The 26,143-nt window shown below is 34.5% G+C and carries 21 protein-coding genes; 9 read left to right on the top strand and 12 right to left on the bottom strand.

Annotation, left to right across the window (positions count from 1 at the left end):
- Positions 1 to 179: 179 nt before the first annotated feature.
- The gene (locus OZP08_RS04590; protein WP_281323120.1) at positions 180 to 4,160 is read right to left on the bottom strand and encodes a reprolysin-like metallopeptidase; all 3,981 of its coding nucleotides are present in this window, start codon (positions 4,158 to 4,160) and stop codon (positions 180 to 182) included.
- A gap of 250 nt (positions 4,161 to 4,410) precedes the next feature.
- Here OZP08_RS04590 and OZP08_RS04585 point away from each other — a divergent pair, with 250 nt between their 5' ends.
- A complete protein-coding gene (locus OZP08_RS04585) occupies positions 4,411 to 5,523 on the top strand; it encodes an NAD(P)/FAD-dependent oxidoreductase (protein ID WP_281323119.1) in 1,113 nt (370 codons plus the stop codon).
- Position 5,524: 1 nt separating this feature from the next.
- Complete coding sequence (mtgA, locus tag OZP08_RS04580) at positions 5,525 to 6,268, top strand: monofunctional biosynthetic peptidoglycan transglycosylase (RefSeq protein ID WP_268848544.1); 744 nt, start codon at positions 5,525 to 5,527, stop codon at positions 6,266 to 6,268.
- 54 nt (positions 6,269 to 6,322) lie between these two features.
- On the opposite strand, the gene OZP08_RS04575 is transcribed toward mtgA, so the two are convergent.
- From OZP08_RS04575 to OZP08_RS04560, 4 genes are all read right to left on the bottom strand, one after another.
- A complete protein-coding gene (locus OZP08_RS04575) occupies positions 6,323 to 6,913 on the bottom strand; it encodes a GNAT family N-acetyltransferase (RefSeq protein WP_268848543.1) in 591 nt (196 codons plus the stop codon).
- Between the two features lie 185 nt (positions 6,914 to 7,098).
- Positions 7,099 to 9,306, bottom strand: coding sequence for a TonB-dependent receptor (locus OZP08_RS04570; RefSeq protein WP_268848542.1), 2,208 nt, complete (start codon positions 9,304 to 9,306; stop codon positions 7,099 to 7,101).
- Positions 9,307 to 9,550: 244 nt separating this feature from the next.
- Entirely contained in the window at positions 9,551 to 9,895 is a 345-nt protein-coding gene (locus OZP08_RS04565; protein WP_281323118.1) for a hypothetical protein, read from the bottom strand.
- A gap of 101 nt (positions 9,896 to 9,996) precedes the next feature.
- A complete protein-coding gene (locus OZP08_RS04560; RefSeq protein ID WP_268848541.1) occupies positions 9,997 to 10,986 on the bottom strand; it encodes an aspartate-semialdehyde dehydrogenase in 990 nt (329 codons plus the stop codon).
- A gap of 355 nt (positions 10,987 to 11,341) precedes the next feature.
- On the opposite strand from OZP08_RS04560, the gene OZP08_RS04555 reads away from it, so the two are divergent.
- Both OZP08_RS04555 and OZP08_RS04550 read left to right on the top strand, forming a co-directional pair.
- Positions 11,342 to 13,306 carry a T9SS type A sorting domain-containing protein gene (locus tag OZP08_RS04555; protein ID WP_268848540.1) on the top strand — a complete coding sequence of 655 codons (1,965 nt, stop codon included), beginning with the start codon at positions 11,342 to 11,344 and terminating at the stop codon, positions 13,304 to 13,306.
- A gap of 63 nt (positions 13,307 to 13,369) precedes the next feature.
- Positions 13,370 to 13,789, top strand: a complete 420-nt coding sequence (locus tag OZP08_RS04550) for a hypothetical protein (RefSeq protein ID WP_268848539.1) — start codon at positions 13,370 to 13,372, stop codon at positions 13,787 to 13,789.
- Positions 13,790 to 13,828: 39 nt separating this feature from the next.
- Here OZP08_RS04550 and mscL read toward each other — a convergent pair whose 3' ends face one another.
- The 3 genes from mscL to OZP08_RS04535 all read right to left on the bottom strand — a co-directional run bounded on the left by mscL (position 13,829) and on the right by OZP08_RS04535 (position 17,386).
- Positions 13,829 to 14,242 (bottom strand): large conductance mechanosensitive channel protein MscL, encoded by a 414-nt coding sequence (gene mscL, locus OZP08_RS04545; RefSeq protein ID WP_268848538.1) that lies wholly within the window; start codon positions 14,240 to 14,242, stop codon positions 13,829 to 13,831.
- Between the two features lie 66 nt (positions 14,243 to 14,308).
- Entirely contained in the window at positions 14,309 to 16,756 is a 2,448-nt protein-coding gene (locus OZP08_RS04540; protein ID WP_281323117.1) for a bifunctional UDP-N-acetylmuramoyl-tripeptide:D-alanyl-D-alanine ligase/alanine racemase, read from the bottom strand.
- 3 nt (positions 16,757 to 16,759) lie between these two features.
- The gene (locus OZP08_RS04535) at positions 16,760 to 17,386 is read right to left on the bottom strand and encodes a thymidine kinase (RefSeq protein WP_281323116.1); all 627 of its coding nucleotides are present in this window, start codon (positions 17,384 to 17,386) and stop codon (positions 16,760 to 16,762) included.
- 236 nt (positions 17,387 to 17,622) lie between these two features.
- Between OZP08_RS04535 and OZP08_RS04530 the strand changes: the two genes are divergently transcribed.
- The 5 genes from OZP08_RS04530 to OZP08_RS04510 all read left to right on the top strand — a co-directional run bounded on the left by OZP08_RS04530 (position 17,623) and on the right by OZP08_RS04510 (position 22,802).
- A complete protein-coding gene (locus OZP08_RS04530) occupies positions 17,623 to 18,660 on the top strand; it encodes a DUF8457 domain-containing protein (RefSeq protein ID WP_281323115.1) in 1,038 nt (345 codons plus the stop codon).
- 63 nt (positions 18,661 to 18,723) lie between these two features.
- Positions 18,724 to 19,437, top strand: a complete 714-nt coding sequence (gene rsmI / locus OZP08_RS04525) for a 16S rRNA (cytidine(1402)-2'-O)-methyltransferase (protein WP_281323114.1) — start codon at positions 18,724 to 18,726, stop codon at positions 19,435 to 19,437.
- Between the two features lie 10 nt (positions 19,438 to 19,447).
- Positions 19,448 to 19,792: a HopJ type III effector protein gene (locus OZP08_RS04520; RefSeq protein ID WP_268848535.1), complete on the top strand. Its 345-nt coding sequence runs from the start codon at positions 19,448 to 19,450 to the stop codon at positions 19,790 to 19,792.
- Between the two features lie 41 nt (positions 19,793 to 19,833).
- On the top strand, positions 19,834 to 21,522 hold the full coding sequence (recJ, locus tag OZP08_RS04515; RefSeq protein WP_281323113.1) for a single-stranded-DNA-specific exonuclease RecJ: 1,689 nt from the start codon (positions 19,834 to 19,836) through the stop codon (positions 21,520 to 21,522).
- Positions 21,523 to 21,533: 11 nt separating this feature from the next.
- Positions 21,534 to 22,802 carry an MFS transporter gene (locus OZP08_RS04510; protein ID WP_281323112.1) on the top strand — a complete coding sequence of 423 codons (1,269 nt, stop codon included), beginning with the start codon at positions 21,534 to 21,536 and terminating at the stop codon, positions 22,800 to 22,802.
- Positions 22,803 to 22,890: 88 nt separating this feature from the next.
- Here OZP08_RS04510 and OZP08_RS04505 read toward each other — a convergent pair whose 3' ends face one another.
- The 4 genes from OZP08_RS04505 to OZP08_RS04490 all read right to left on the bottom strand — a co-directional run bounded on the left by OZP08_RS04505 (position 22,891) and on the right by OZP08_RS04490 (position 25,787).
- A complete protein-coding gene (locus tag OZP08_RS04505) occupies positions 22,891 to 23,613 on the bottom strand; it encodes a CHAD domain-containing protein (RefSeq protein WP_281323111.1) in 723 nt (240 codons plus the stop codon).
- Between the two features lie 214 nt (positions 23,614 to 23,827).
- Positions 23,828 to 24,511, bottom strand: a complete 684-nt coding sequence (locus OZP08_RS04500; protein WP_281323110.1) for a GNAT family N-acetyltransferase — start codon at positions 24,509 to 24,511, stop codon at positions 23,828 to 23,830.
- A gap of 53 nt (positions 24,512 to 24,564) precedes the next feature.
- Complete coding sequence (locus OZP08_RS04495) at positions 24,565 to 25,320, bottom strand: UDP-2,3-diacylglucosamine diphosphatase (protein ID WP_268848531.1); 756 nt, start codon at positions 25,318 to 25,320, stop codon at positions 24,565 to 24,567.
- Between the two features lie 14 nt (positions 25,321 to 25,334).
- On the bottom strand, positions 25,335 to 25,787 hold the full coding sequence (locus OZP08_RS04490; protein WP_268848530.1) for a 6-pyruvoyl trahydropterin synthase family protein: 453 nt from the start codon (positions 25,785 to 25,787) through the stop codon (positions 25,335 to 25,337).
- Positions 25,788 to 26,143: the final 356 nt, after the last annotated feature.

Below are 26,143 nucleotides of genomic sequence, written 5' to 3'. Positions count from 1 at the left end.
TAATAGCATTGCCTCAATTATAATGCCAAAACATCCTTTTGTAAAAAAAACAACACTAATTTAGACTAGATATAGGTTCCCAAATTTGGTCCAAAAAAAAACTACCTCGTTTGAGGTAGTTTTTAGTTTTAATTTTCTCACCTCATCCTTTTCTGGAATGAGTGAGGAATAATGGATTCTTATTTTTTAATAAAACGTTTTATTGAAGTTGTTTCTTTATCAGTAATTTCTAAAATATAGTTCCCCGCACCTATGTTAGAAACATTAACTGAACCATCAGATAATTTACCTTTTTCAACCACTTGACCCAATAGGTTGTAAACTCTAAATGTAGCATTTTCAGATACTGAAGTTACATTTAAGATTGAAGATGTTGGGTTAGGATATAATTTAATATCTGTTATACTATTACTAGATGTTTCATTTCTAGACGATTCATTTCTGGATATTTCAGATTCTTTAGCACCAGAAACAATGTTCACTGTATAGTCTTCTACTTGACCATAAGAGAAAGCTTCACAAGCAGTTGGAACTCCGTTGTATTTCATGGAAACTCTCATTCTTGTTGCACCTAAAGTAGCTGTAACTGGAATAGTAAATGTCCCTGAAACAGGAGTTGTTGTAGAAGCGGCTTTTGTCCAAACTTGTTCTCCAGAATCAGCGAAATCGCCATCTTGATTATAGTCTATCCAAACAGAATAACCTTCGCTGTAAACTGTGCTGGTCCATGCTGGAGTTACTGTAATAGTGTTAGCTGTTCCAACTGTTAGATTCGTTGAAATACTTGTAAAATCAGTATAACCCGTTCCTCCTGTTGATGTATTACTTATTGTTCCTAACTGAACTTTACCTATTTTCTCATCAGCAACACTGTTCCCTTGAGAAGTACAATACGCTACTGTAGAAGATAAAGTCGTAACATTAACAACATTACTTGAGGCAGATATATTTCCGGCAGCGTCTTTTGCTTTCACTGAAAAAGTATAAGCCGTTGCAGCTGTCAATCCAGTTACAGCATAGGTTGTCCCAGTAACAGTTGCTTTCAAAGTAGCACCTTGATAAACATCATAACCTGTTACTCCAACATTATCCGTAGAAGCTGTCCAAGATAAATTAGTTGTAGTTTGAGCAGTTCCGGATGCTGTTAAGGCGGCTGGAACGGTTGGAGCTTGAGTATCTGCAGCTCCTCCAATAAGATTTACTGTGTAATCTTCTACCTGACCATAAGAAAAAGCTTCGCAAGAAGTTGGAACTCCATTGTATTTCATGGAAACTCTCATTCTGGTTACTCCTTGAGTTGCTGTTGCAGGAATAGTAAATGTTCCGCTCACAGGCGTTGTGGTAGAAGCTGCATTTGTCCATACTTGTTCTCCAGCATCAGCAAAATCACCATCCACATTGTAATCAATCCAAACCGCATAGCCTTCTGGATAAGAAGTACCTGTCCATGTTGGAGTAATGGTAATTGTGTTTGTTGTCCCTAGAGTTGCATTAGTTGAAATGGATGTAAAATCAGTATAACCAGTTCCTCCTGTTGAAGCATTATCGATAGTTCCAAATTTGACTCTTCCAATTAGTTCATCTGTTGCTGAATTTCCTTGAGAAGCACAATAGGTTATCGTTACGGCTGAAGTAGTCACATTTGCTACATTACTTGCTGCAGAAATATTTCCAGCTGCATCTTTTGCTTTTACTGAGAAAGCATAAGCCGTTGATGCGGTTAATCCAGTTACATTATAAGTAGTACCTGTTGCTGTACCTAATAAAGCTGCTCCTTGATAAACATCATAACCAGTTACACCAATATTATCTGTAGATGCTGTCCAAGATAAATTTGTAGTTGTAGCAGTAGTTCCAGATGCTGTCAAAGCTGTAGGCACTGTAGGTGCTGTAGTATCAACAACTGGTGCTAGCGTAGTAACATTTACTACATTACTTGAAGCAGAAATATTTCCGGCTGCATCTTTTGCTTTTACTGAGAAAGTATAAGCTGTTGAAGCAGTTAATCCAGTTACATTATAAGTAGTACCTGTTACTGTACCTAATAGAGTTGCTCCTTGATAAACATCATAACCAGTCACTCCTACATTGTCTGTAGAAGCTGTCCAAGACAAATTAGTTGTTGTTTGTGTAGTTCCTGATGCAGCTAAAGCAGATGGTGCAGATGGTGCAACAGTGTCAGTAGAACCTGCTGTAATTGTAAAGTTCGTATTTGAAACATCAAAAAAGATATGATTCGTTCCTTTAATCATGATTCTGTTTTGTGTTCCAGCCATGTTAGGAATGATTACCGCTTGGGTTCCGTCGTTTGGAGTGGCAGCCAATAATGTAGTTGGGAATGTCAAACCACCATCGGTAGATAATAGAATATCAACATTAGCACAATTTACACCATTTGCAGTTGTTCCTGCAACAGCCCAAGTTACAGTTTGTGAACTTCCACCAACATATGAAACAGCAGTATTTGGTGAACTAACTGCGAATGGTCCAGCGGTAGCATTTACCGTAACTATCATGTCATCACTATTATTTGCAGGTCCACCGGCATGATTGTCACGAACTGTAAGCCTAAAGTTTAATGTTCTGGCTACTGAAGATAAAGCTTCTACCGTAAGTTCTGTTCCTGCTGTGGTTGTTGCACCAGCTAAAACAGAAGGCATTTGAGGAAAATATCTTGTTGGTGAAGTCGAAGAATTATAAGATCTAAAATTCACTCCACTTGTTTTTGTTGCGCTTGGTGCGGCTGAAGTAGTTTGAGAATCCATTTGTTCCCAATTGTAAGTAAGAACATCTCCATTGGCATCCGTTCCTGCTCCTGTTAACATGAATGGAGTACTTTTTGGGATTGTGTAATCCAAACCTGCACTTGCTGTTGGAACTGCATTTCCTGTAGTGATGTTAACAGAACACGTTTTGGCTTTAATATTATTGGTTATTTGTTGAATGGTTACAGCGTGAAAAAAAGCATCTGAATGCGGTTGAACATCAAGAGAGGTTATTCCCGCATACCCCATAATAGTTGAACCACTTCCTGGTTCCATTTGAACACCAGTACCTTCATTACTATGAGTAAAAGTATGGTTTCCACCAAATTGATGACCCATTTCGTGAGCCACATAATCAATGTCGAAATTATCTCCCTGAGGAATCCCATCATTTGGAGAAGTAAATCCACTTCCTTTATTTTTATCAGTCGTACTTGAAGTGTCATCAACACAAACACAACCAATACAACCCGCATTTCCACCTCCTCCAGAAGCACCAAATAAATGCCCAATATCATAAGCGGCGTTGCCTATAACGGAAGTTAACGTGTTTTGTAATTCTGTATTCCAAGCACCGCCGGAACCAGTTGACGCATCTGAATAGGGATCAGTTGAGCCATTGGTGTAAATTACCAGATCAGTATTGGCAATAAGATTCATGTGAACACCACAATCGGTTTCAAAAACGCCATTCACACGTGTCATTGTATTGTTTATTGCTGCCAGAGCCAGTGCTTTTGTCCCTCCAAAATAGGTGGTGTACTCGCCGGTAACCGACATTGCCAAACGGAACGTTCTTAGCTTACCATCATCAGCATTGGGTCTGCTAGTGAGTCTACTGGTATTTAAATCTGTCTTTGCTGTTTCAATTAATCGACACTCAAACTTATTTAATGAAGCGGCTTTGTCTGTTTTTCTGTAAACAGAATAAGTTGACAAATCGGTTGTGTAAGGTTCAATAAAAACTGCTGATTTATCTGCATTGATAGTCATAGTTTGCAAACCTAGTGGCGAAACACTGAAATAGATTGTAGATGCTTTGTTTTCTATTCCTTGTCCAACATATGATTTAATTTCTGGATATTTAGCCGCCAAAGCCGGATCCATGTTAGACATTTCATAAATTCTAAAATTATCTAAACCCCCATCTGCATTAGGAAATGCTATGACTGTACTAGATTTTTTTGAAACATCTCCTCTTTTTGATGCATTTGCCAATGCCTTCTTTAGTTCAATTACATCCAATGCATATAGCTTTGGACTTTTTAGTTCTAATTTGTTCCGAGAAACTGTCGAACTGTTTTTTACCGTTGTCGCTTTCCATAAAGCCCCTCCTTGGGCAAAAGAAAAACTCGTCATGGCAATTAATGCCATTGATAGTAGGTTTTTTTTCATAATGTAGTTTGGTTATTTGGTTAATTATTTAACAGCCAAATATATAACTAATTCTACATTTTTGTTAACAATATAACAAATTAATCTTAATTTGTGTTAAATTACGATTATGATTGAGCTCGCAAGGCTTAATTTTATTAGGATATTTATTAATTAAATGTTAATTCATTTCTCATTAAATTCATATTAAAAATTCTCTGCAATTGAATATAGCATCAAAAAAATATTAATTTTATAAAAAATTTATCTGATGCAACTAAGTTATTGGGAATTAAAAAACTGGTTTACAAATGTAGACTACACCATAGTGGGAAGCGGAATTGTAGGCTTACATACAGCACTACGGTTACGGGAAAAATTTCCTGATAAAAAAATTCTAGTCTTAGAGAAAGGAATTTTACCCCAAGGAGCCAGCACGAAAAATGCCGGTTTTGCATGTTTCGGAAGCCTTTCTGAAATCATTAATGATTTAAAAACACATACCGAGGAAGAGGTCATCCAACTCATCCAAAAAAGATGGAACGGTTTACAACTATTGAGAAAACGCCTTGGAGATTCTACAATAGATTTTAAACCCTTTGGTGGTTATGAGTTGTTCCTAAAGGAAGATGAAAGCAATTATGCTGAATGTTCAAACAAATTATCTTTTGTAAATGAAATTTTAAAGCCTCTTTTTAAAGCTGAAGTTTTTACCAAAGAGGTAGATCGTTTTGGTTTTGGAGGCATTCAGGAATATTTGATTTTCAATCCATTTGAAGCTCAAATTGACACCGGAAATATGATGCAGGCTTTATTGAAACAAGCCGTTGCCGAAGATATTTTAATCCTGAATCAACAAACCGTCACTTCATTTTTGGATAAAGGAAATGATGTAGAAGTTGCATTGGACGATTTTAGCTTTACCACCAAAAAATTATTATTTGCCACCAATGGTTTTGCAAACACACTAACCAAAGGTGCTGTAAAACCAGCAAGGGCACAAGTTTTAATCACTGAACCCATTCCTAACTTAGACATCAAGGGAACGTTTCATTTAGACAAAGGCTATTATTATTTTAGAAATATTGGCGACCGCATATTATTTGGCGGTGGCCGAAATTTAGATTTTGAGACCGAAACGACTACCGAATTTGGTGAAACAGAAATTATTCAAAAAAAATTGGAAGACTTATTAAAAAAAGTAATTTTGCCTAATCAAGATGTCAAAATCCACCATCGCTGGAGCGGAATTATGGGCATTGGTAACAGCAAAAACCCAATTGTAACACAACTGTCTGAAAACGTATACTGTGGCGTTCGACTAGGCGGAATGGGTGTAGCAATAGGCAGTTTAATAGGAACAGAATTAGCAGATTTAGTATAAAATGGCAACCAAAATAACCCCAAAAAAAACAACAAAAAAACCCACTAAAAAAAACTCCGGAAGTTTTATAACCAAAGTAAAATGGTTTCTGCTAAAAGCTTTGATGTGGTTTTTTGGAATTTCAATATTTTTTGTAGTGCTCTTCAAATTTGTACCCGTACCATTTACCCCGCTAATGGTGATGCGTTATTTTGAAAACAAAGCCGCTGGGAAAGAAAATCATTTTAGTCATAACTGGGAACCCATCGATAAAATTTCAATGAACTTACAAAAAGCTGTAATTGCCAGCGAAGATGGAACTTTCCTGACTCATAATGGTTTTGATTTTATTGCCATGCAAAAAGCTTATAAAAGCAATGAGAGAGGTAGGAAGATAAAAGGTGGAAGTACCATATCCCAACAAACCGCCAAAAATGTTTTTCTTTGGCAAGGCCGTAGTTATGTTCGAAAAGGGCTTGAAGCTTATTTTACAGTTCTAATAGAACTCATTTGGGGCAAAAAACGGATCATGGAAGTATACCTCAACAGTATCGAAATGGGCGATGGAGTATACGGAGCCTATGCTGCCACGGAGCATTGGTACAGGAAAGATGCATCGAGCCTTACCCCTATTCAAGCTGCGGGTATTGCTGCTATATTACCCAACCCTAGAAAATTCAAAGCCACTAGCTCATCTTCCTATATCAACAATAGAAAAACAAAAATTGTTCGGATTATGAGACAGATAGGAAAAATAGAATATTAAAATAAAACCCCAATAACATAGCTATTGGGGTTTCTTTTTTTTTAGAACATTAAATTAAAACTCTGAAAAATATTCTCTTTTAGTAGTTTCCCAATCTTTTGAAATAATGCTGTAATAAACATCATCTTTACTTTTTCCTTCAGAATCGATGTAGTTATTTCTAAACAAACCTTCTTTTATAGCACCTAGTTTTTCTATCGCTCTTTGAGATTTTTCATTTTCAAGATCGGCGCTAAATTGTATTCTTCTAAATTGAATATTTTCAAAACCAAAGTTTAGCAACTCAAATTTACAGGCTTTATTTAATCCTGTTCCCTGAAACTCTTTACCATACCATGTCCAACCTATTTCGCATTTTTGGCTTGCGTGGTTTAAATATCCGTATCTGGTACTTCCAGCAACTTTATTTGTGAATTTATCAATAATCAAAAACGGATAACATATTCCATCTCTCTTTTGTTTTAATGTACTTTCAATATAATTTTCAAAATCGGCATCATCTCGAACATACATTCCCATGTATTTCCATATTTCATTATCAAAAATAATTGATTTGAGTTCTATATTTCTTTCATTTTCAAAAGGAATCAATAAAACTTTTTCATTTTCTAAAATGATTTCAGATTGTAATATTTCGCTTTTCATTATTGTTACTTTACTGTTACTTTATTAAAGTGCAAGATAATTATTTTGACATTCTAAATAATTCAATAATAGAAGAAAATTGTTACAAAACCACCACTCGCAGGTGTCCTCAAGTAACAATAGAATATTAAAACAAAATCCCAATAGCTATGTTATTGGGGTTTATTTTTTGGATGAATTTATCTTTAGAATTTAAACGCAACTCCAAGAACAAAATTGGTTCCCAGATTTGGTATTCCAGCTGTTGCCAAACGAGACAAGTGTGGAATATATGTTTTGTTGAGTAAATTATTTCCGTTAAGATTAAGATCGAAAGCTGTCTTACCCAATTTCACTTTACCCCCAAAACCCATATTCAGCAACGTATATCCATCTGAGGAAATATCATATCCGCTTACTTTATCTTGGCTAAAAGTGGTTGAAACATTCAAAGTGGCAAATCCTTCCTCAAGCCATTTACCAATTGTAAAATCTGTTTTTATGGTATTATCCCAATTATTTGCAGGGATTTGAGGTAAATAATCTCCATTTTGCAGCTTACCTGTAACGGTTTCAAAACTGGTTTCAAAATGCAACCAATCTAAAGGATGTGGATGAAAATGCAAAGCTACTTCTCCTCCATACAAATTGGCATTATTCTGAACATAATCATAAACCTTAAATCCATCAATTTCTACACCGGATGGTGATGAGTAAATATAATCGTTGATATGATTGTAAAAAGCACTTACACTAAACTCAAAATGACTTACTTTATATTCCAAGTCCAAATCAGTTTGCAAATTTTGTTCTGTTGTTAAATTAGAATTTCCTATTTCATAACGGAAAGTACCTTCATGGACTCCATTTGATGATAACTCCGCTAAATTTGGCGCTCTAAAACCCGTTGCTGTATTCAATCGGAAAGTCAAATCCTTAGCAAAATTGGTTTTATAACCCAATGAAGCATTAAAACTATCATAGTTTTTATCCAACGTTTCAAAGTATCCTTCTTCATCTACAACGCCATGTTCTTCGGAAACCAAATGTCTGTAATCAAATCGAATGCCGGCTTGCAACGAGTTCACTCCCCAATTGTAAATTCCAGTGGCAAAAACACCAAAATCATTTGTGGTTGCATTTGGGATTAAAAACTCATCGGCTAGATTTTTATTCTCCTGAGACATCCCTTGAATTCCAACAATAGTTTCAACTTTACCCAAAGCTGGCAAATAGTATTTGATATTATAATCAAAAGTATTTAAAATCATATGTAATGCTGCTACCTTGCTGTCTTCAAATTCACTACGATCATTGCGGATATAACCTAAATTTACATCCAATTTTGAATCGCTAAAAAACAGTGTATTATTCAAAGAAAATAAATTATTATAAACACCTTGTTTGGGATAGGTTGTTTTTTTAGTCGTTGTTTGATCTGCAATACCTTCTTCTGGAATTCCAACATCTAAATTATTGTAATTGTATCTCAATACACTAGAAAACTTAGCATTGCTATAACCGATTCCTGCTTTAAAATCCATTTCTTGAAAACGTGTATTGGTTACACGATCACCATCTGGAATTTTATAATCAGATTGTGTATTATAAGCACCACGAATTAGATATTTCCAATTATTGGTAGATGTTTTTAGACCCAAAATAGCATTACTGCCAAGTGTATTCGAAAATAATCTTTGCTCAAAATCCCCTTCAAAGGTATTGGCCGTTGCAAATTTTTCAGGATTAAAAAACAAGACTCCTCCCAACGCATCAGAACCATAAAGCAAAGAGGCCGGTCCTTTTATCACCTCAACATTTTCTACTCCGGAATCGTTCAATCCCAGTCCGTGTTCATCTCCAAATTGCTGGTTCTCTAATCGTATTCCTTGTGTATATACCAAAACCCGGTTTCCGCTTAAACCTCGAATTACCGGTTTTCCTATTGAAGTTCCTGTCGAAACTTGTGAAACTCCAGGAATTGTTGCCAAACCTTCGATCAAAGTGGCGCTTCCTTTTTCCTGCATAGATTTGACACTTTCACGATCTACTTTCATCACGTTTTGGGATTGCAATTTAGAGAAAGGTGTAGACACAATAACCTCATCCATTTGGAAAGCTGTTTCTTCCAGAACAATATCTAGTGTTTGGGTATTTTGGACTTTATCAATTGTTTTATTTTGAGTTGTAAATCCCTCATAAGAAAAAGTTAGGGTTACATTTCCGTTCGGCAGTTGCTTCAATGTGTAATTTCCATTTTCATCAGTGGTAGTGTTTTCATGCAATTCTATAGCTTCGACTGAAACTCCTTTTAATGGATTATTATGGGAATCGATAACTCTTCCGGAAATCGAATTTTGTGCTTGTAAAAAAGTGGTGAGCCCTAGCAATAGAGCCAATATATATGGTTTCATATGTAGATAATATTTGTTTTTTTTGAATATGGAATTCGCATATCTTCATTGGTTTTTGCCACCAATTTAAGATCATGCTCATTTCATTAGAATAACTGTATTGTTTTCCCTAATCAAAGTACTTTATACGAAAGCAAATGATTGAGAATGTTTTATAAATGATTGAGTTACCAATAACATCTCTCAAAAAAAGAAGCTATCAGCAAATGATTTTAAAAACGAAACAACCCGAAAAACGAGTTATTTAAATACAAGTTGGGGGACCGCGATGGGAATACAAACTACCTGAAAATGAAAAAACAGATTCTGTGTTTGTAAAAAAATAAGGTATTTTCCATTTCCCTGCATAAAAAGCATAGGAAAAACTGGTTGGAGTTGTAAAACTACTGAACCCAAATTGACAAACATAACAATGATCAAAATTGTGATGCTGATGGGTAAATTCAGATTTGGAATTGTAGGTATGATGACATTCTTTTTGAGAAAACTTCTCTTGCAAATGGCTTATACTATCAAAAGATTGAAACACTATTGAGAACAATACTGCAACAACCAAAGAAAGATTAAGTATGAGCTGTTTTCTTTTCATCTTTGCAAAGGTAACGAAACAAGAAAAAAGGAAGGTCATTAAAAAACAAAAAACTACAACCGTTTAAAGTTGTAGTTTCTGTTTAATTATTTAAAAATGGATTAAACCAGTTTTGCAGCAATTAAGTATTCAGCTATTTGAATTGTGTTCGTTGCTGCTCCTTTTCTTAAATTATCTGCAACAATCCACATATTCAAAGTGTTTGCTTGGCTTTCGTCACGACGAATTCTACCTACAAAAACATCATTCTTTCCTTCAGCATATCTAGGCATAGGGTATGTAAAAGTATCTAAGTTGTCTTGTACCACTACTCCGTCTGTATGGTGCAAAATGTTTCTAACCTCGCTTACATCAAAATCATTAGTAAATTCTACGTTTACAGCTTCACTATGTCCACCTACAACTGGTACACGAACTGCAGTTGCCGTTACAGCAATCGTTTTATCACTTAATATTTTTTGAGTTTCACGAACCAATTTCATTTCTTCTTTGGTATATCCGTTATCTTCAAAACTATCACATTGTGGAATACAGTTTCTGTTGATTTTGTATTTGTAAACCATATCTCCTTCAACACCTACACACTCATTTTCGAACTGTTGAACCGCTTTTACACCGGTACCGGTAATAGATTGGTAAGTCGAAACAATAATACGTTTAATGTTGTATTTTTTATGCAATGGTGCCAAAGTCAATACCATTTGAATAGTAGAGCAGTTTGGATTAGCAATTATTTTGTCTTCTTTAGTCAATTCTCCAGCATTGATTTCCGGAACAATTAATTTTTTAGTTGAATCCATTCTCCAAGCCGAAGAATTATCAATAACAGTAGTTCCAGCTGCTGCAAATTTTGGAGCCCACTCTAATGATGTTTCTCCTCCTGCAGAGAACAAAGCAATATCCGCTTTCATATCAACTGCAGTTTGCAATCCAACAACTTTGTATTTTTTTCCTTGAAACTCAATCTCTTTTCCTACTGATTTTTCAGAAGCAACAGGAATTAATTCGGTTACAGGAAAATTTCTTTCTGCTAATACTTTTAACATTATTTCGCCAACCATTCCGGTAGCACCTACAACTGCTATTCTCATCGTATATATTTTATAATTACTTAGTCCGTTCGCCTTTCAGGCTCTGGTGAATATTAATTTTTGAAATGCAAAAGTATGTAATATTCAAAACATAACAAGCGGCTTCACAAAAAATAACAAAATGTTACAATTTAAACAATTTGATTTTAGAAGTAAATAACAATGAGCTTTACTTCACTTTTAAAGGGCCAATCAAAAGCGACCTAACTATAAATAATAAACAAACCTGTGCGAAAAACACATAAACCACTGAAAATCAAAAATTTTACATTAATTTTAATAATATTTTATTAATATTAAATTTACAAACAGTGATGCTCAAATAACTAATTTAGCTATCAAACTAACTAAACTTATGAAAAAAACTACCTTTTTGTTACTACTATTTTTTATAGTAATAACCATTAACGCTCAAACTACATTAGTAGCCCAAGGATCCTCTTGGAAGTATATAACTGATGGTTCTAACCAAGGAACAGCTTGGAAAAGCACCACATTTAGCGACACAACCTGGCCATCAGGCCCAGCTCAATTAGGCTACGGAGACGGAGATGAAGCCACTGTTCTTAGTTACGGAACGAATTCTAGCAAAAAATACATTACCACTTATTTTAGAAAAACATTCAATTTAGCAGACCCTTCAATTTTCTCTAATTACACTTTAAATGTAAAAAGAGATGATGGAGTTGTTATTTACATTAATGGAGTCGAAGTATACAGAAACAACATGCCGACAGGAACAATCGCCTACAACACTTTGGCCTCGGCTGCATGTAGTGATGATGGAAGTACTTTTTTGTCTACTACATTAACCCCAGCACAAACAGGATTTATAGCAGGTAATAATACTATTGCTGTTGAAATTCATCAAAATGCTCTTAACAGTTCTGATATTAGTTTTGACTTTTCGCTTACTGGTAATACAAACACTGTTGCATCGGCTATAAAGCAAATACGATGGGGAAGTACTAGTAATCCTTTGGAAGGATTGACGGTTACATGGAGAAATGTTGGGACTGCAGACAAAATAAAATGGGGATATACCAATACTTATGAGCAAGGTACCTTTTCCGCAATAGTAAGAAATGGTTATGCTGATAAGTTTTTCAAATATACTTTCCCTACTGTAACTCCGGATGCCACAATATACTACAGACTTTTTGACGCTACGGCTGGTGTATGGACAGCAGAAAAAACATATCAAACTGCACCACCATTAAACACAACAGCATTCTCCTTTTTAGCTATTGGAGATAGCCGTTCCGGAATGAGTATTTGGAATCAGGTTGCCGCATTGGCAAATACAAAAACACCTGATTTTACAATTTTTAATGGAGATATTGTTAACAATGGAGGATCTACCGCTGATTGGGACAGTTGGTTTACCAACGGAAATACTTTTATAGAAAATAATTTGGTGTATCATTCTATGGGAAATCATGACGCAGCGAGTGTACCTACTTATCAAAATGTTTTTGAGTTACCAAAATCTACTCCTACTAATGGTACCAATCTTTATTACTCATTTACCTATGGTGATGCCGTATTTATTTCTCTTAATTCTGAAGATCCTTCAAATACGACTCAATACAACTGGCTAGTGAGTACATTGCAAGCTAATGCCGGCAAAAAATGGAAAATCATCTTTTTCCACAAACCATTTTTCACTATCGGAAACCATGCCGGAGAGATGAATTCATATTATAACACTTGGTGGAAAGCATTTGATGATTATGGTGTAGATTTAGTCGTTAATGGTCATGACCACATGTACGAGCGTACAAAACCAATGAATCGTAATGTCAGCACTACAGCTCCTGTAGCACAATATGGAAGTCAACCAACACAAGGACGTTGCCAAATAGTTTGTGGTGGTGCTGGTGCTCCATTATACACAGGAAATGCAACTTGGTTTGTAGAAAAATACAAAAGCACATACAATTTTTGCAAATTTGATGTGACTTCTGATTCCATTTGCAATACAACATATGACAATAACGGGAATACTATTGATTCTTTTTGTCTCACCAAAAGCACAGCTATTGCCGCCAAATCTAGTGTTCAAAATTTCAACGCGATCAAAATTATACCAAATCCGGTTACAGACCATTTTACATTAGAATACAATTCCCCTGAAATTGGTGAAGCTACTATCGTAATTTCAGACATGAGCGGAAATGTGGTTATCAACAAAAAAGCCAAAAAAGATGCCGTTGATTTCAAATTCGAAGAAGATATGTCTAAATTTTCTAAAGGAATCTATATCCTTCAAATAACTGTGGGAAATCAAAAAGATTCTTCGTTGCTTAATCTAAAATAATTCTTCAATTAAATATCAAACCACTAATACTTGTCTATTAGTGGTTTTTTTTAACTATACATAATGAAAGAAATTAATCAAAAGCAAGCTGCTTTAAAATTAAATATACTCACCCCCTCTTTGGAAATTATAGCCCGAATAGGTGTTTTTGGCACTTTTTTAGGTCACGGCATTCTTGCAATTGGTGTAAATCCTAAGTGGATTCCGCTCCTTACATCAGTAGGTTTTACAACTCAGCAGTCCATATTTATAATGCCTATTATTGGAATAATAGACGTTCTGGTTGCAATAATTACCCTCTTGTATCCAGTACGCCAAATACTAATCTGGGCAAGCATTTGGGCTTTTTTAGCAGCACTGAGCCGCCCTTTTTCAGGAGAACCTTTTCTAGAATTTGTAGAACGAGCTGCCAATTGGTGTTTACCTTTGGTATTATTAATGTTCCAATATAATCCAGCAAAAAAACCATTGAATATAAATTAAAAAAAAATGCCTCAATTCTTGAGGCATTTTTTTTAAACTTTATTTCTTTAATAAATCTCTAATTTGTGTAAGCAATTCTTCTTGTGTAGGTCCTGCGGGTGCAACTACCACTTCTTCTTTCTTTTTCGCTTTTTCAGCTGCTCTTAAAACCACAAAGATGAAAAATGAAATAATCACAAAATTAATTACAGCTTGAACAAAATTTCCATAAGTAATTACAGATGCTCCAGCTGTTTTTGCCGCAGCTAAATTTGCATAAGTGTTTCCATCTAAAGTGATGAATTTTTGAGTAAAATCTATACCTCCTGTAATCAATCCAACAATTGGCATAATAACATCTTCTACTGCAGAAGCCACAATTTTACCAAATGCGCCACCTATAACCACAGCTGTTGCTAAACTTAACACATCTCCTTTTAGTAAAGAAGCTTTAAAATCGCTAAAAAATCCCATAATATGTAATTTTAATTTGGTTAATACGAATGACGAATATACTTAAATTTTATAAAAATTTTAAAATTACTCTCTATAAAAAACTCTTTTTACCCTTTGTGAAATACTAGTCAAGATTTCATAAGGTATAGTATGCAACTTCTCCGCTATGTAATTGACTGTTGGACTTTCTCCAAAAATAACTACTGCATCACCTTCTTTACATGTTATCTCCGTCACATCAACCATTAGCATATCCATGCAAACACTTCCTAGAATTGAAGCTTTCTTATTCTTTACTGTTATAAATCCAACTCCATTTCCCCAACTTCTTGCAATACCATCGGCATAACCTATAGGAATTGTAGCAATTTTCATGGGCTGGTTAGCAACAAATCGTCTGCCGTAACCCACACTCTCACTAGGCTGTATTGTTCTAATTTGGGATATGATCGATTTTAAAGTCCCAACATTTTCTAATTGTTTTTGCTCTTCTGCGTCGTTTGAAACTCCGTAAAGACCAATCCCTAGGCGCACCATATCATACTGGGCTTCTGGAAAATTACTTATTCCCGAGGTGTTCAAAATATGTCGGATTGGGTTTATTTGCAATTCTTCTATTAATTTAGAAGATAGTTTTTCGAATAAATCTATTTGATAACGCACAAAATCTTCATGTTGCAAATCATCACTAGTGGCCAAATGTGATAAAACACTCTTTACTTTTACCCTTTGGTTTCCTTTTAAGGTTGCGATCAGATCTTCAATCGTATTGGTCTCAAAACCCAAACGGTGCATTCCTGTATCCAGCTTTATATGTATCGGAAAATCTTTTAACTGTTTTTGTTCTGCAATTTTCAGGAAGGCAACAAGTCCCTTCATACTATAAATTTCAGGTTCAAGTTCATGCTGAATTATTGCCGAAAAACTAGTGCTTTCCGGATTCAAAACCATAATAGGCAATTTAATCCCTGCCGTTTTCAACGAAATCCCTTCATCGGCGAAAGCCACTCCTAAATAATCTACTTTGTGATGTTCTAGTAGTTTGGCAATTTCAAAACCTCCATTTCCGTAACCAAATGCCTTTACCATAACCATCATTTTGGTAGTTGGCTTAAGTTTTGATTTAAAGAAATTAAAGTTATGACTAATCGCATTCAGATTAATTTCAAGAACCGTTTCGTGTGTCTTCTCTTCTAATGAGAATACTATTTCTTCGAATTCAAAAGATCTTGCTCCTTTGATTAGAATGGTTTCATTTTCAAAATTTAATCGGTCTACGTTTAGTAAAAACTCGTTGGTGTCTTTGAAAATTATGCAATTCGAAAGTTTATTTTTTAATGCCGAAATTGTTTCTCCTATTCCTATAACACGGTTTATTTTATTAGAAACAATTAATTCTGCCACTTTAGAATACAGAACTTCATTTGTTAAGCCACTTTGAAAAATATCAGAAAGTATAACCGTTTTATTCTGGTGTTGCTTTTGGCTTTCAAGAAAATCTAAAGCAATTTTTAGTGATTGAAAATCTGAGCTATAACTATCATCAATAATACTGCAATTATTGATTCCGTTTTTAACTTTTAATCGCATTTCTACAGGATACAATAATTCTATTCGATTCTGAATAGTTACGGCATCCAGTTTTAAATACAACAATACCATTAGACAAGAAATTGCATTTTCTACTGATGCATCATCCAGAAATGGAATTGTCAGTTTAGAAGCAGCTCCATTATAATTGTACTCAATGGTAGTGCTTTCATTTGTACTTTCTTTTTGGGAAACAAAAACAGTAGCTGTAGAATCTACGAAAGACCACGAAAATGTTTTTGCATGGGAAGGTATGAATTGCTCAACTTTATCATTCTTTTGATAAATCATTACCTCTGAATCTTTGAAAAGCAATACTTTCTCTTTAATTTTTTCTTCTAGATTCTCAAAGCCTTCATCATGTGCAGAACCTATATTGGTCAAAATCCCAATTGTAGGCTGGATGATTTTTTCTAGTTTCTCCATTTCTAAAATGGTAGAAATACCAGCTTCAAAAATACCAAGATTATGATGTTCATTAATCCCAAGCACTGACAAAGGAACTCCAACCTGAGAGTTATAACTTTTGGGGCTTCGGATTATAGTATAATCTGGACTCAAAAGAAAATTGAGCCATTCCTTTACTATTGTTTTACCGTTACTACCCGTTAAACCTATTATAGGAAAAGTAAAAAGTTTACGATGATAAGCTGCTATTTGTTGTAAACCATTAAGGGTATTTTCTACAATTAGAAAATTAGCTTTAGACTCAAGTCCTTCCGGAATATGAGTAACTACAAAATTATGAACGCCTTTTACAATTAAATCTTTTATATATAAATGTGCATCATGATTGCGTCCGACTAATGCAAAAAAAAGGGTTTGTGAACCATTTTGCAAAGAACGACTGTCGATAGAAATATTTTCGATTATGGTATCACTTGTACTACCAAAATATTTGGCATTTAAGACGGAAGTGATTTTATATAAGGGCAAATTCACCTTTTACTCTTTGTTTTTGTTATCAGGGGCGTTATTCTCCCCTTTTTCAAGATTTTTCTTCATCGCATGATAATAGGCCGCTCGGCTCAAGGGCTCGTATTCCTCAGTTTCCCCAAGCATTACCAGCTTGTCATTATCAGCTTTTCTAAAACTAAAATGGGCAAGATTCCCTGTTCTGGTACATATTGCATGTACTTTAGTAACATACTCTGCAGTTGCCATAAGTGCTGGCATAGGACCAAAAGGATTTCCTTTAAAATCCATGTCTAAACCGGCTACAATCACCCTAATTCCCTGATTAGCGAGGTCATTACAAACAGTAACGATTTCATCATCAAAAAACTGGGCTTCATCAATCCCTATCACATCACAACCTTGTGCCAAAATAGAAATATTGGCTGCAGCTGGAACTGGTGTAGATCGAATTTCATTACTGTCATGTGAAACAACCATTTCGTCATGATAGCGGGTATCTATGGCAGGCTTAAATATTTCTACCCTTTGCTTGGCAAATTGAGCTCGTTTTAATCTACGGATAAGCTCTTCGGTTTTACCCGAAAACATTGATCCACAAATAACCTCAATCCACCCAAATTGTTCTTTTTGATTTACTGTATTTTCGAGAAACATTTTGTATTTTTCTGCCTTAAAAAATGAATAGTTTTTATTACTTTGTAACGGTAATAAATCGACTGGGTAAAGATCTGTTTTTACCTTGTCTCAAAAGTAGAAAATTTTTATCAAATCAAAGATTTAGGAGGACTTATTTCAAAAATAAAATCCAACAACAAAAGGACAATCCCCCATTAACAAATCACCAATAAACAAGTTTTACAAAGACAGTACACCTTATAATTTCGAAAGTCATGAAAAAAAAATTGGAAGCAGATTTAATCAGCATTGCACATAGAATATTACAGCTAAAAAATAAATCAGACATCAACCAATTGTATATAGAAACACAGAAGTTATATGAAAAACTAGCTGTTTTACGATTTGTTGAAGATCATTTTGCAGAGCCAAAACCTACTATTGGCCAAGCTGAAATAATTGAGAAAATTGAAGAAGTTTTCGAAAATGATGCAGTACCAGAATTCCAAAGAAATTTTGAAAGTGACGAAATAGTTACAAAAGAAATTGCTACAGAAGAAATCATTGAAACCAAAATTACTACAAATGAGCCTTTAGAAGAGGTAATCACCGAAGAGCAGCCTATAATTGTTGAGGAGATTAACGCTGAGTCTAAAGAAATTGAGGAAATCAAATCGGAAGAAGATAGCGCATTAACTGAAGATCAAGCAATAGAAACTGATTCTACAGAAGATCAGCCTATCTCTGAATTAGATGAAACAGAAGATTCTGTTACAAACGATGAAGAACCGATTGAAGAGACAAAATCTGTTATTGAAGAAAAAACTGAAGAAGTAAAATCCGAAGAACTCTCAAAGAAAACAGAAGCTGTACAAATTTCGTTTGAAGATCTTTTGGGAGGGAATTATACCGAGCCACAATTTGTAAAAAGGTCAACCCTTGAGCAAACTTTAGAAAACAAGACAATTGATAAAACCCCAATGTCTTTTGGTTTTCAATCAGAACCTATATCGAGCTCCAATCAACAGGTTTTGGAAAGAGAAGAGCCAAAATCCATTACATTAAATGATAAATTAGCAAAAGGAATTTCAATTGGATTAAACGACAGAATTGCTTTTGTAAAACATCTTTTTGGTGGCAACACTGAAGATTACAATCGTGTACTAAGCCAGTTAATCACTTTTGATACTTTTCAGGAAACCAAGGCTTTTATCGATGAAATGGTAAAGCCTGATTACAACAATTGGGCAGGAAAAGAGGATTTTGAAAATCGTTTTATGGAAATTATAGAAAAGAAATTCTTGTCATTTTAAGTACTGATATTCTTTTGTATTCCAATTTTATATTCCATTAAACACTCTCTTTAAGCAGTAAAAATGTCAAAATTATATATAGTCCCTACTCCTATTGGTAACCTCGAAGACATGACTTTTCGTGCCATCAGAATCCTAAAAGAAGTAGATTTAATTCTAGCGGAAGACACTAGAACAAGTGGGAAATTGCTCAAACATTTCGAGATTGGCACACATATGCACAGTCATCACATGCATAACGAGCACAAAACAATCGAGAATTTAATTTCAAGATTGAAAGCTGGAGAAACAATAGCTTTAATATCTGATGCAGGAACACCAGCTATTTCAGATCCTGGTTTTTTGCTAACCCGAGCCTGTATCGAAAACGGAATAGCCGTAGAATGTTTGCCCGGTGCAACGGCTTTTGTACCGGCATTAGTCAATAGCGGATTACCCAATGACAAATTTGTTTTTGAAGGTTTCTTACCCGAAAAAAAAGGAAGACAAACCCGTTATTTGGAACTAGCTGAGGAAACCCGAACCATGATTTTGTATGTTTCCCCACATAAGTTGGTTAAAACTTTAGCCGAATTTATTACCTACTTTGGCGAAGACCGCTCCATTTGTGTTTGTAGAGAATTATCAAAACTACACGAAGAAAATGTACGGGGAACAGCACGCGAAGTGTTAACCCATTTTGAAAAAACAGCTCCGCGTGGTGAAATAGTCGTAGTTGTGGCTGGAAAAACAATTGTAAAAGAAGCCAAGAAAAACAAATTTCAAAAAGAAGAATAAATATATCAATATGACCATCAATACCTTTTTAGACAAACTAAAACAAACTCCAACCGCTATAACATTTGCAGAAACAATTGCAACAATAGAAGAAAACTACACGTTTACGCCAACCCCGTTCCAAAACGGAGAACAACATAATGCAGCCGGAGAAAACTCAGGATCTTGTAAACTATTTACTTTTGCGCTATTGCAAAAATTATCCGTTGATGAAACATTAGCCTGTTTTGGAGCTTATTATTTTGAAGAAGTTTTGGGAGATCCTAATGGAACCAATCATCAAAACATTCGCAACTTCATGAAAACAGGTTGGGATGGAATTCAGTTTGAAGGAGAAGCTCTGCTTTTGAATTAAAATCAATAATCATCAATCTTAATTCAAAAATCAACAATCAAATGCGTTGGACCATTAAGCCAAAACCCGCTGAAGAAAAAATAAAGCACTTAGCTCAAGTTTTGAATGTAGAAGAATTCATCGCAACTCTATTAATACAAAGAGGAATCGAGACTTTTGAAGAAGCTAAACTTTTTTTCAGACCAAGTTTAAATGATTTACATGATCCTTATCTAATGAAAGATATGGATAAAGCTGTCGAACGCATCGAGAAAGCCATTGCAAATCAAGAAAACATTCTCATATTTGGAGATTATGACGTTGATGGAACCACGGCTGTTTCTCTTGTTTCTTCTTATTTAAAAACCTATTACCCTAATATTGCCACCTATATTCCTGATCGGTATACCGAAGGTTATGGTGTCTCTTACAAAGGAATTGATTTTGCTGATGACAACGGATTTTCACTTATCATAGCTCTAGATTGCGGGATTAAATCTATAGATCATGTCGCTTACGCAAAAGAACGAAATATTGATTTCATCATTTGCGATCACCACAGACCCGGAGCAGTTTTACCAGAGGCTATTGCAGTTCTGGATCCAAAACGAGAAGATTGCCAATATCCTTATGATGAATTATGCGGCTGTGGCGTAGGGTTTAAACTCATTCAGGCACTAGGAGCCAATAGAAACCAAACTATAGACGATCTTGTATTGTACCTTGATTTGGTCGCTACAGCAATCGCAGCAGATATCGTTCCCATGACTGGTGAAAACCGAGTATTGGCCTATTTTGGGTTACAGGTTATTAATACTGAACCAAGACCAGGAATCAAAGCATTAGTACATCAAGTAAAAAAGAAAATACTGGACATTACTGATGTTGTATTTATAATTGCCCCTCGAATTAATGCAGCAGGTCGCATCAAGCACGGCAATCACGCTGTAGAACTACTAACTGAATTTGATTTTGAACAAGTCCAACAATTTGCTTCTGAAATAGAACAATACAACTCAGATCGAAAAGGCTTAGACAAACAAATAACCAAAGAAGCGCTTTTACAAATAACCCAAAATCAAGAAGAGAAAAATTTCACTTCGGTAGTTTTTCAAGAAGATTGGCACAAAGGTGTAATTGGTATTGTGGCTTCCAGACTTATTGAAACTTATTATCGTCCCACATTGGTTTTTACTAAAAGTGGCGATAAATATGCTGCTTCAGCACGTTCCGTAAAAGGGTTTGACGTATACAATGCATTAGAAGCATGTTCCGAACATCTAGAACAATTTGGAGGACACATGTACGCTGCTGGAATGACTTTAAAAGAAGAAAACTATCAAAACTTTAAAAATGCTTTTGAAAAAATTGTCAAACAAACTATACAACCTGATCAATTAATTCCAGAAATCACAATCGATGCCGAAATTAATTTTGACGATATTTCTCCTAAATTAATCCGAATTCTAAAACAATTCGAACCTTTTGGTCCATTAAATATGACCCCCGTTTTTTTAACCAAAAAAATAAAAGACACTGGTTATGCCAAAACACTAGGTTCTGAGGATGAGCATTTAAAACTATTTGTAAAACAAAATAACTCCGAAGGTATTAATGCCATTGGTTTTGGACTAGGTAATAAAAAAGATTTAGCTAGTAATCAAAAAGAATTTGATGCCGTATATTGCATCGATGAAAATGAATGGAATGACAAAGTGAGCATTCAATTACGATTAAAAGACATTAAATAATAGAATTTATTATGAAGAAAAATGACCCCTATGCAGCCCTCCGATTTAAGGAATTTAACACCTTCTTGCTTATTCGTTTTGCCATGGTTTTTGCTTGGTCCATGCAGTTCATTATTATTGAATGGGAAGTCTATAGAATTACAAAAAACGCTTTATCCCTAGGGATCATTGGCTTAATGGAAATTATTCCAGCCATAGCAGTATCATTATTTGCCGGACATGTTGTTGATCAAAATGAAAAAAAAGGTCTTTTATCCAAATGTATTCTGGGATTTTCAGTAATTAGTCTAGGATTGTTTTTAATCACTTGGCCAGAAATAAACTCTGGTTTACCTACAACTACTATTCTATATACGATTTATTTCTTAGTGTTCTTTGGCGGAATTGTTCGTTCATTTTTAGGCCCTACTGTTTTCTCTCTTTTAGCATTAATTGTTCCTAAAAAAGCCTATTCAAACGCAGCTACTTGGAGTAGTTCAGTTTGGCAAGTAGGAGCTGTGGTGGGACCTGCAGTCGCAGGTTTTTCTATTCACTTGATCGGAGTTCACTGGTCTATGAGTTTAGTTCTTGCATGCTCTATTTTTGCTTTAATAATACTTACTCAAATTAAAAAGAAGCCCATTTTGAATCCAAAGATTGGTGAACCTGTTATGGACAGTTTAAAAGAGGGAGTCAAATTTGTTTATAACAACAAGTCTATTTTAAATGCTTTAACCCTTGATATGGCTGCAGTTTTGTTTGGAGGAGCAGTCGCATTATTACCTATTTTTGCTTTAGACATCTTGAAAGTAGGCCCTCAAGGATTTGGATTTTTAAGAGCTGCACCGGCAGTTGGCGCCATTTTGACCATGTTTTTTGCAGCCTATGTTCCTTTGAATAAAAATGCCGGGATGAAATTATTGACCGCCATCTTCCTATTTGGAGTATGCATCATCATATTTGGTCTTTCTACAAGTTTTTGGATTTCGCTTTTGGCTCTATTTTTCAGTGGGGTTGTTGATGGGATTTCTATGGTTATTCGACAAACCATTTTACAACTCAAAACTCCCGATCACATGCGAGGTCGTGTAGCCTCTGTAAATTCTATATTTGTAGGTTCTTCAAATGAGCTGGGAGCTTTTGAAAGTGGATTGACTGCAAAACTAATGGGAACTGTTCCTGCTGTAGTCTTTGGTGGTAGCATGACGCTTCTTATTGTACTTTTCACTGGTTTTATATCTCCTGAATTTAGAAAATTAGATTTACAGAAAGATTTAGAAGAGCATGAAAAACATGAATAACATAAAGTTATAAATTATTTATTTTAAATAGAAAACAAACAATCCCCTTAGCATTTATTTGAATGTTAAGGGGATTGTTATTAATGTCTTATCTATTTGCAAATAATGCATTAAATTGCCTCATTTCTTTTTGTTTCAGCTTTGAAATATACTCAGCCGATTTTTTCTTAAAAGATTGATACGAGAGAAACTCAATAGAAGAATAAGTATCATGCCAATTACCTACTTTCTCTTGCAATTTATTAATATGTTGCTCATCTAAATTGACTTCTTTTTTTATTTTTTTAGGCAAAACGTTATATACAAACATTAGTTTCTTTATGCTCTTTCTAAATTGATGCAACCCTTCCCTATCTTGATTCTGAAAATCTTGATTTGCTTTCTTCAACCCACTCTCGAAATAATCTTTAATTATTTGTTTATCGGGCAGAGCCGATGGTAAATTGACTTCTTTACGGAAACTTTCTATAAATTTTATATACTTAGGAATATCTTTTCGAAACTGTTTCCTTAAGAAACTTTCTTTCTTTTTTAATTCACGAATAAGTTTTCCCGGAAGATGTTTAGAAGAACTAATTATTTGGATTTCCCTTATTTCTCCCGTTTTTTGAAATACAGATTTCAATTCAATAGCGCTGTAGGGCTCATTATACAAGTCTTCTGCAAAGGAGAATAAAGCTTTTGTGACCTTTATATCTAATCTCAAAAGATGAAGATGTTTTGGTTTTCTATCTTTCGAATAGGCATAAAGATGCTTCTCTAAAGACTTTAAATGATCTGAAACATGATAATATAATAAATTCTCTTTCATTAGTTTTTGTCTACTGATGAACTATAGTACTTATATATAATTTTTTTTTATGAAACTGTTATTGGGTTATAATCTAGATAAATTTAAAGTGTATTATTAAGCATAATAACTCCTATCAAAAATACGCATATTTATTTACAACCTAAAGCATTTGTAATTAAACACTTTACGTTCTGTTTTTATCCAAAACATGCTAATGGAGTTATTTATCTCCCTAAAAATTGGGAACAATATTCCAAACACTTATTTTTTTCCTGGTTTGAAAACCTAATTTTTCATACAACTTAATTGCTCCAATATTAGACTCAGCAACATGTAAGAATGGGGTTTTATTTTGCTCGAAAATAGCATTAACAACATGAGTGACTAATTGCTTTGCATATCCTTTACCTGTATGCTCCGGGTGTGTAATTACGGCACTTACTTCGGTATATTCATCCATTTGCATTCGCTCTCCAGCTACGGCAACGAGTTGATTGTTTTTGTAAATCCCATAATAATTCCCCAATGAGGAAGTTTTCTTTTTAAAATAATCGGGATATACAATTTTAACCAATCCTAATAAATCTGCTAAATGTTCCTCTTCCAATTTGACAATCTTATCTTCGATAGTTCCATCTATTTTGGCACGAATGATCATTTGCAAACAAACCAGTTCATTATTCAATTTTAGATTATCGGGAACATTTGGTTTTTGCCCAATAATAAAAAAACTGTCTGTTAATTTAGCATATTCAGAGATGGAGTTTTCTATATCATCAAGAGCGATAAAGCCTCCAAAAGGACAATAATCAGGGTGATAAAATTTTATGGTACCGCAATCAATTCCAAAATCTTTATGAGTTTCGGATATTGAATACCAAACGGGATTATCTAATTTATTTTCACCTATTGTCATTTTATTTTCATTATAAGATACCGATAAGCATGTTCTAGTTAGACTAGTGGCGTTTATTCAAACTTTTTGACCTCGAATGTTTCTCCATCAAAGACCCCGTAGGTAAAATAAGTAATCCAATCTCCTAAATTCACATATTCTGAATTTTCCCCTACCGATTTAATCATCGGTAAATGACGGTGACCAAAAACAAAATAATTATAATGTTTGGTTTCTAGTTTACGCTTGGCATAAAGTATGAGCCATTCGTTTTCGTCACCCAAAAACTTCACATCCTCGGCTCCCGAAATCAATTTATTTTTAACCGATAGATATTGTGCCAAACTCACTCCTACATCTGGATGGAGCCATCTAAAAAGCCATTTAGAAAAAGGATTCGTGAATACTTTCTTCATGCGCTTATATCCCAAATCTCCCGGGCCTTTACCATCTCCGTGACCTATTAAAAAGGTCTTATTGCAAAAGGTAAATTCTTTGTTATCGTGATAAACAGGAATATTAAGCTCGGTTTCAAAATAATCGGACATCCATAAATCATGGTTACCCACAAAAAAATAAATAGGAATACCGCTGTCACGAATTTCGGCCAATTTGCCCAAAACACGAACAAATCCTTTAGGAATTACGGTTTTATATTCGAACCAAAAATCAAATAAATCACCTAAAAGAAATATAGCTTCCGCATCTCCTTTTACTTCATCAAGCCAAGCCACAAACTTTTGCTCTCTTGGAAGACTAAGTTCTGGAGTTGGTGCACCAAAATGCTGATCGGAGGCGAAATAGATTTTTTTATTATTTGGTAATTGCATGAACTATGAATAGATTATTGATTGTCGCTTGCAAACCATTCTGCAAAGGAAGACTCCGTTTCTTGTAACTTTAAAGAAAAAAGTTCAATGTTTTTAGGTAATCTACTGATGATTCTTTTAGAAAAATCTACCACCATATTTTCACTAGTTGGCTGATAATCTACTAAAATTACATGATGCCCACGGTTTTTCAACTCTTTTGCTAACTCAATATGTGGAGTTGTTTCATTAAAAACGGTAGCATGATCAAACTGATCGACAATCTCTTCTTTTACAATCTTTTTTAGGTCCGAAAAATCGATAACCATACCAAATTTCACATTGTCTCGATCCGTAATAGGTTTTCCTATAACGGTAACCGATAATTTATAACTATGACCATGTACATTTTTACATTTGCCATCATATCCGTATAGGGCGTGACCGGTTTCGAAATTAAATTGTTTGGTAATTCTAATATTGCTCATCGAAGATCTCTTTTGGGTGCAAATTTAATGAATTCGCTCGAGAAATGCTCAGTAAATGTAAGGCAAACGTTTTTACAAGGTTATCACACAAAGATTTTTAATTGTTTACAATCTAAACCAAATTGAACTCGTAAAAAAACTGAATGTATTTTTTAATCCTATTTAAGTTCACTTATATATGCATGCATTCCTTTTATATATCTAATTTTAAAGATCATAAATATGTTTTTGCATCCATGAAGCCCTTGCCCAAAAGGAAATCTAAAATTCAACGAAGTAAAATAGCTCCTAATAATTTGCGAAATATTTCGATTACAGTAAATATAATTGTTATTTTGTAGAATCAAATTTTAGCA

The sequence above is a fragment of the Flavobacterium aestivum genome, assembly GCF_026870175.2.
GTDB lineage: Bacteria > Bacteroidota > Bacteroidia > Flavobacteriales > Flavobacteriaceae > Flavobacterium > Flavobacterium aestivum.
The sequence above is the reverse complement of the archived record's forward strand: the minus strand, read 5'-3'. Positions and strand labels throughout refer to the sequence as shown.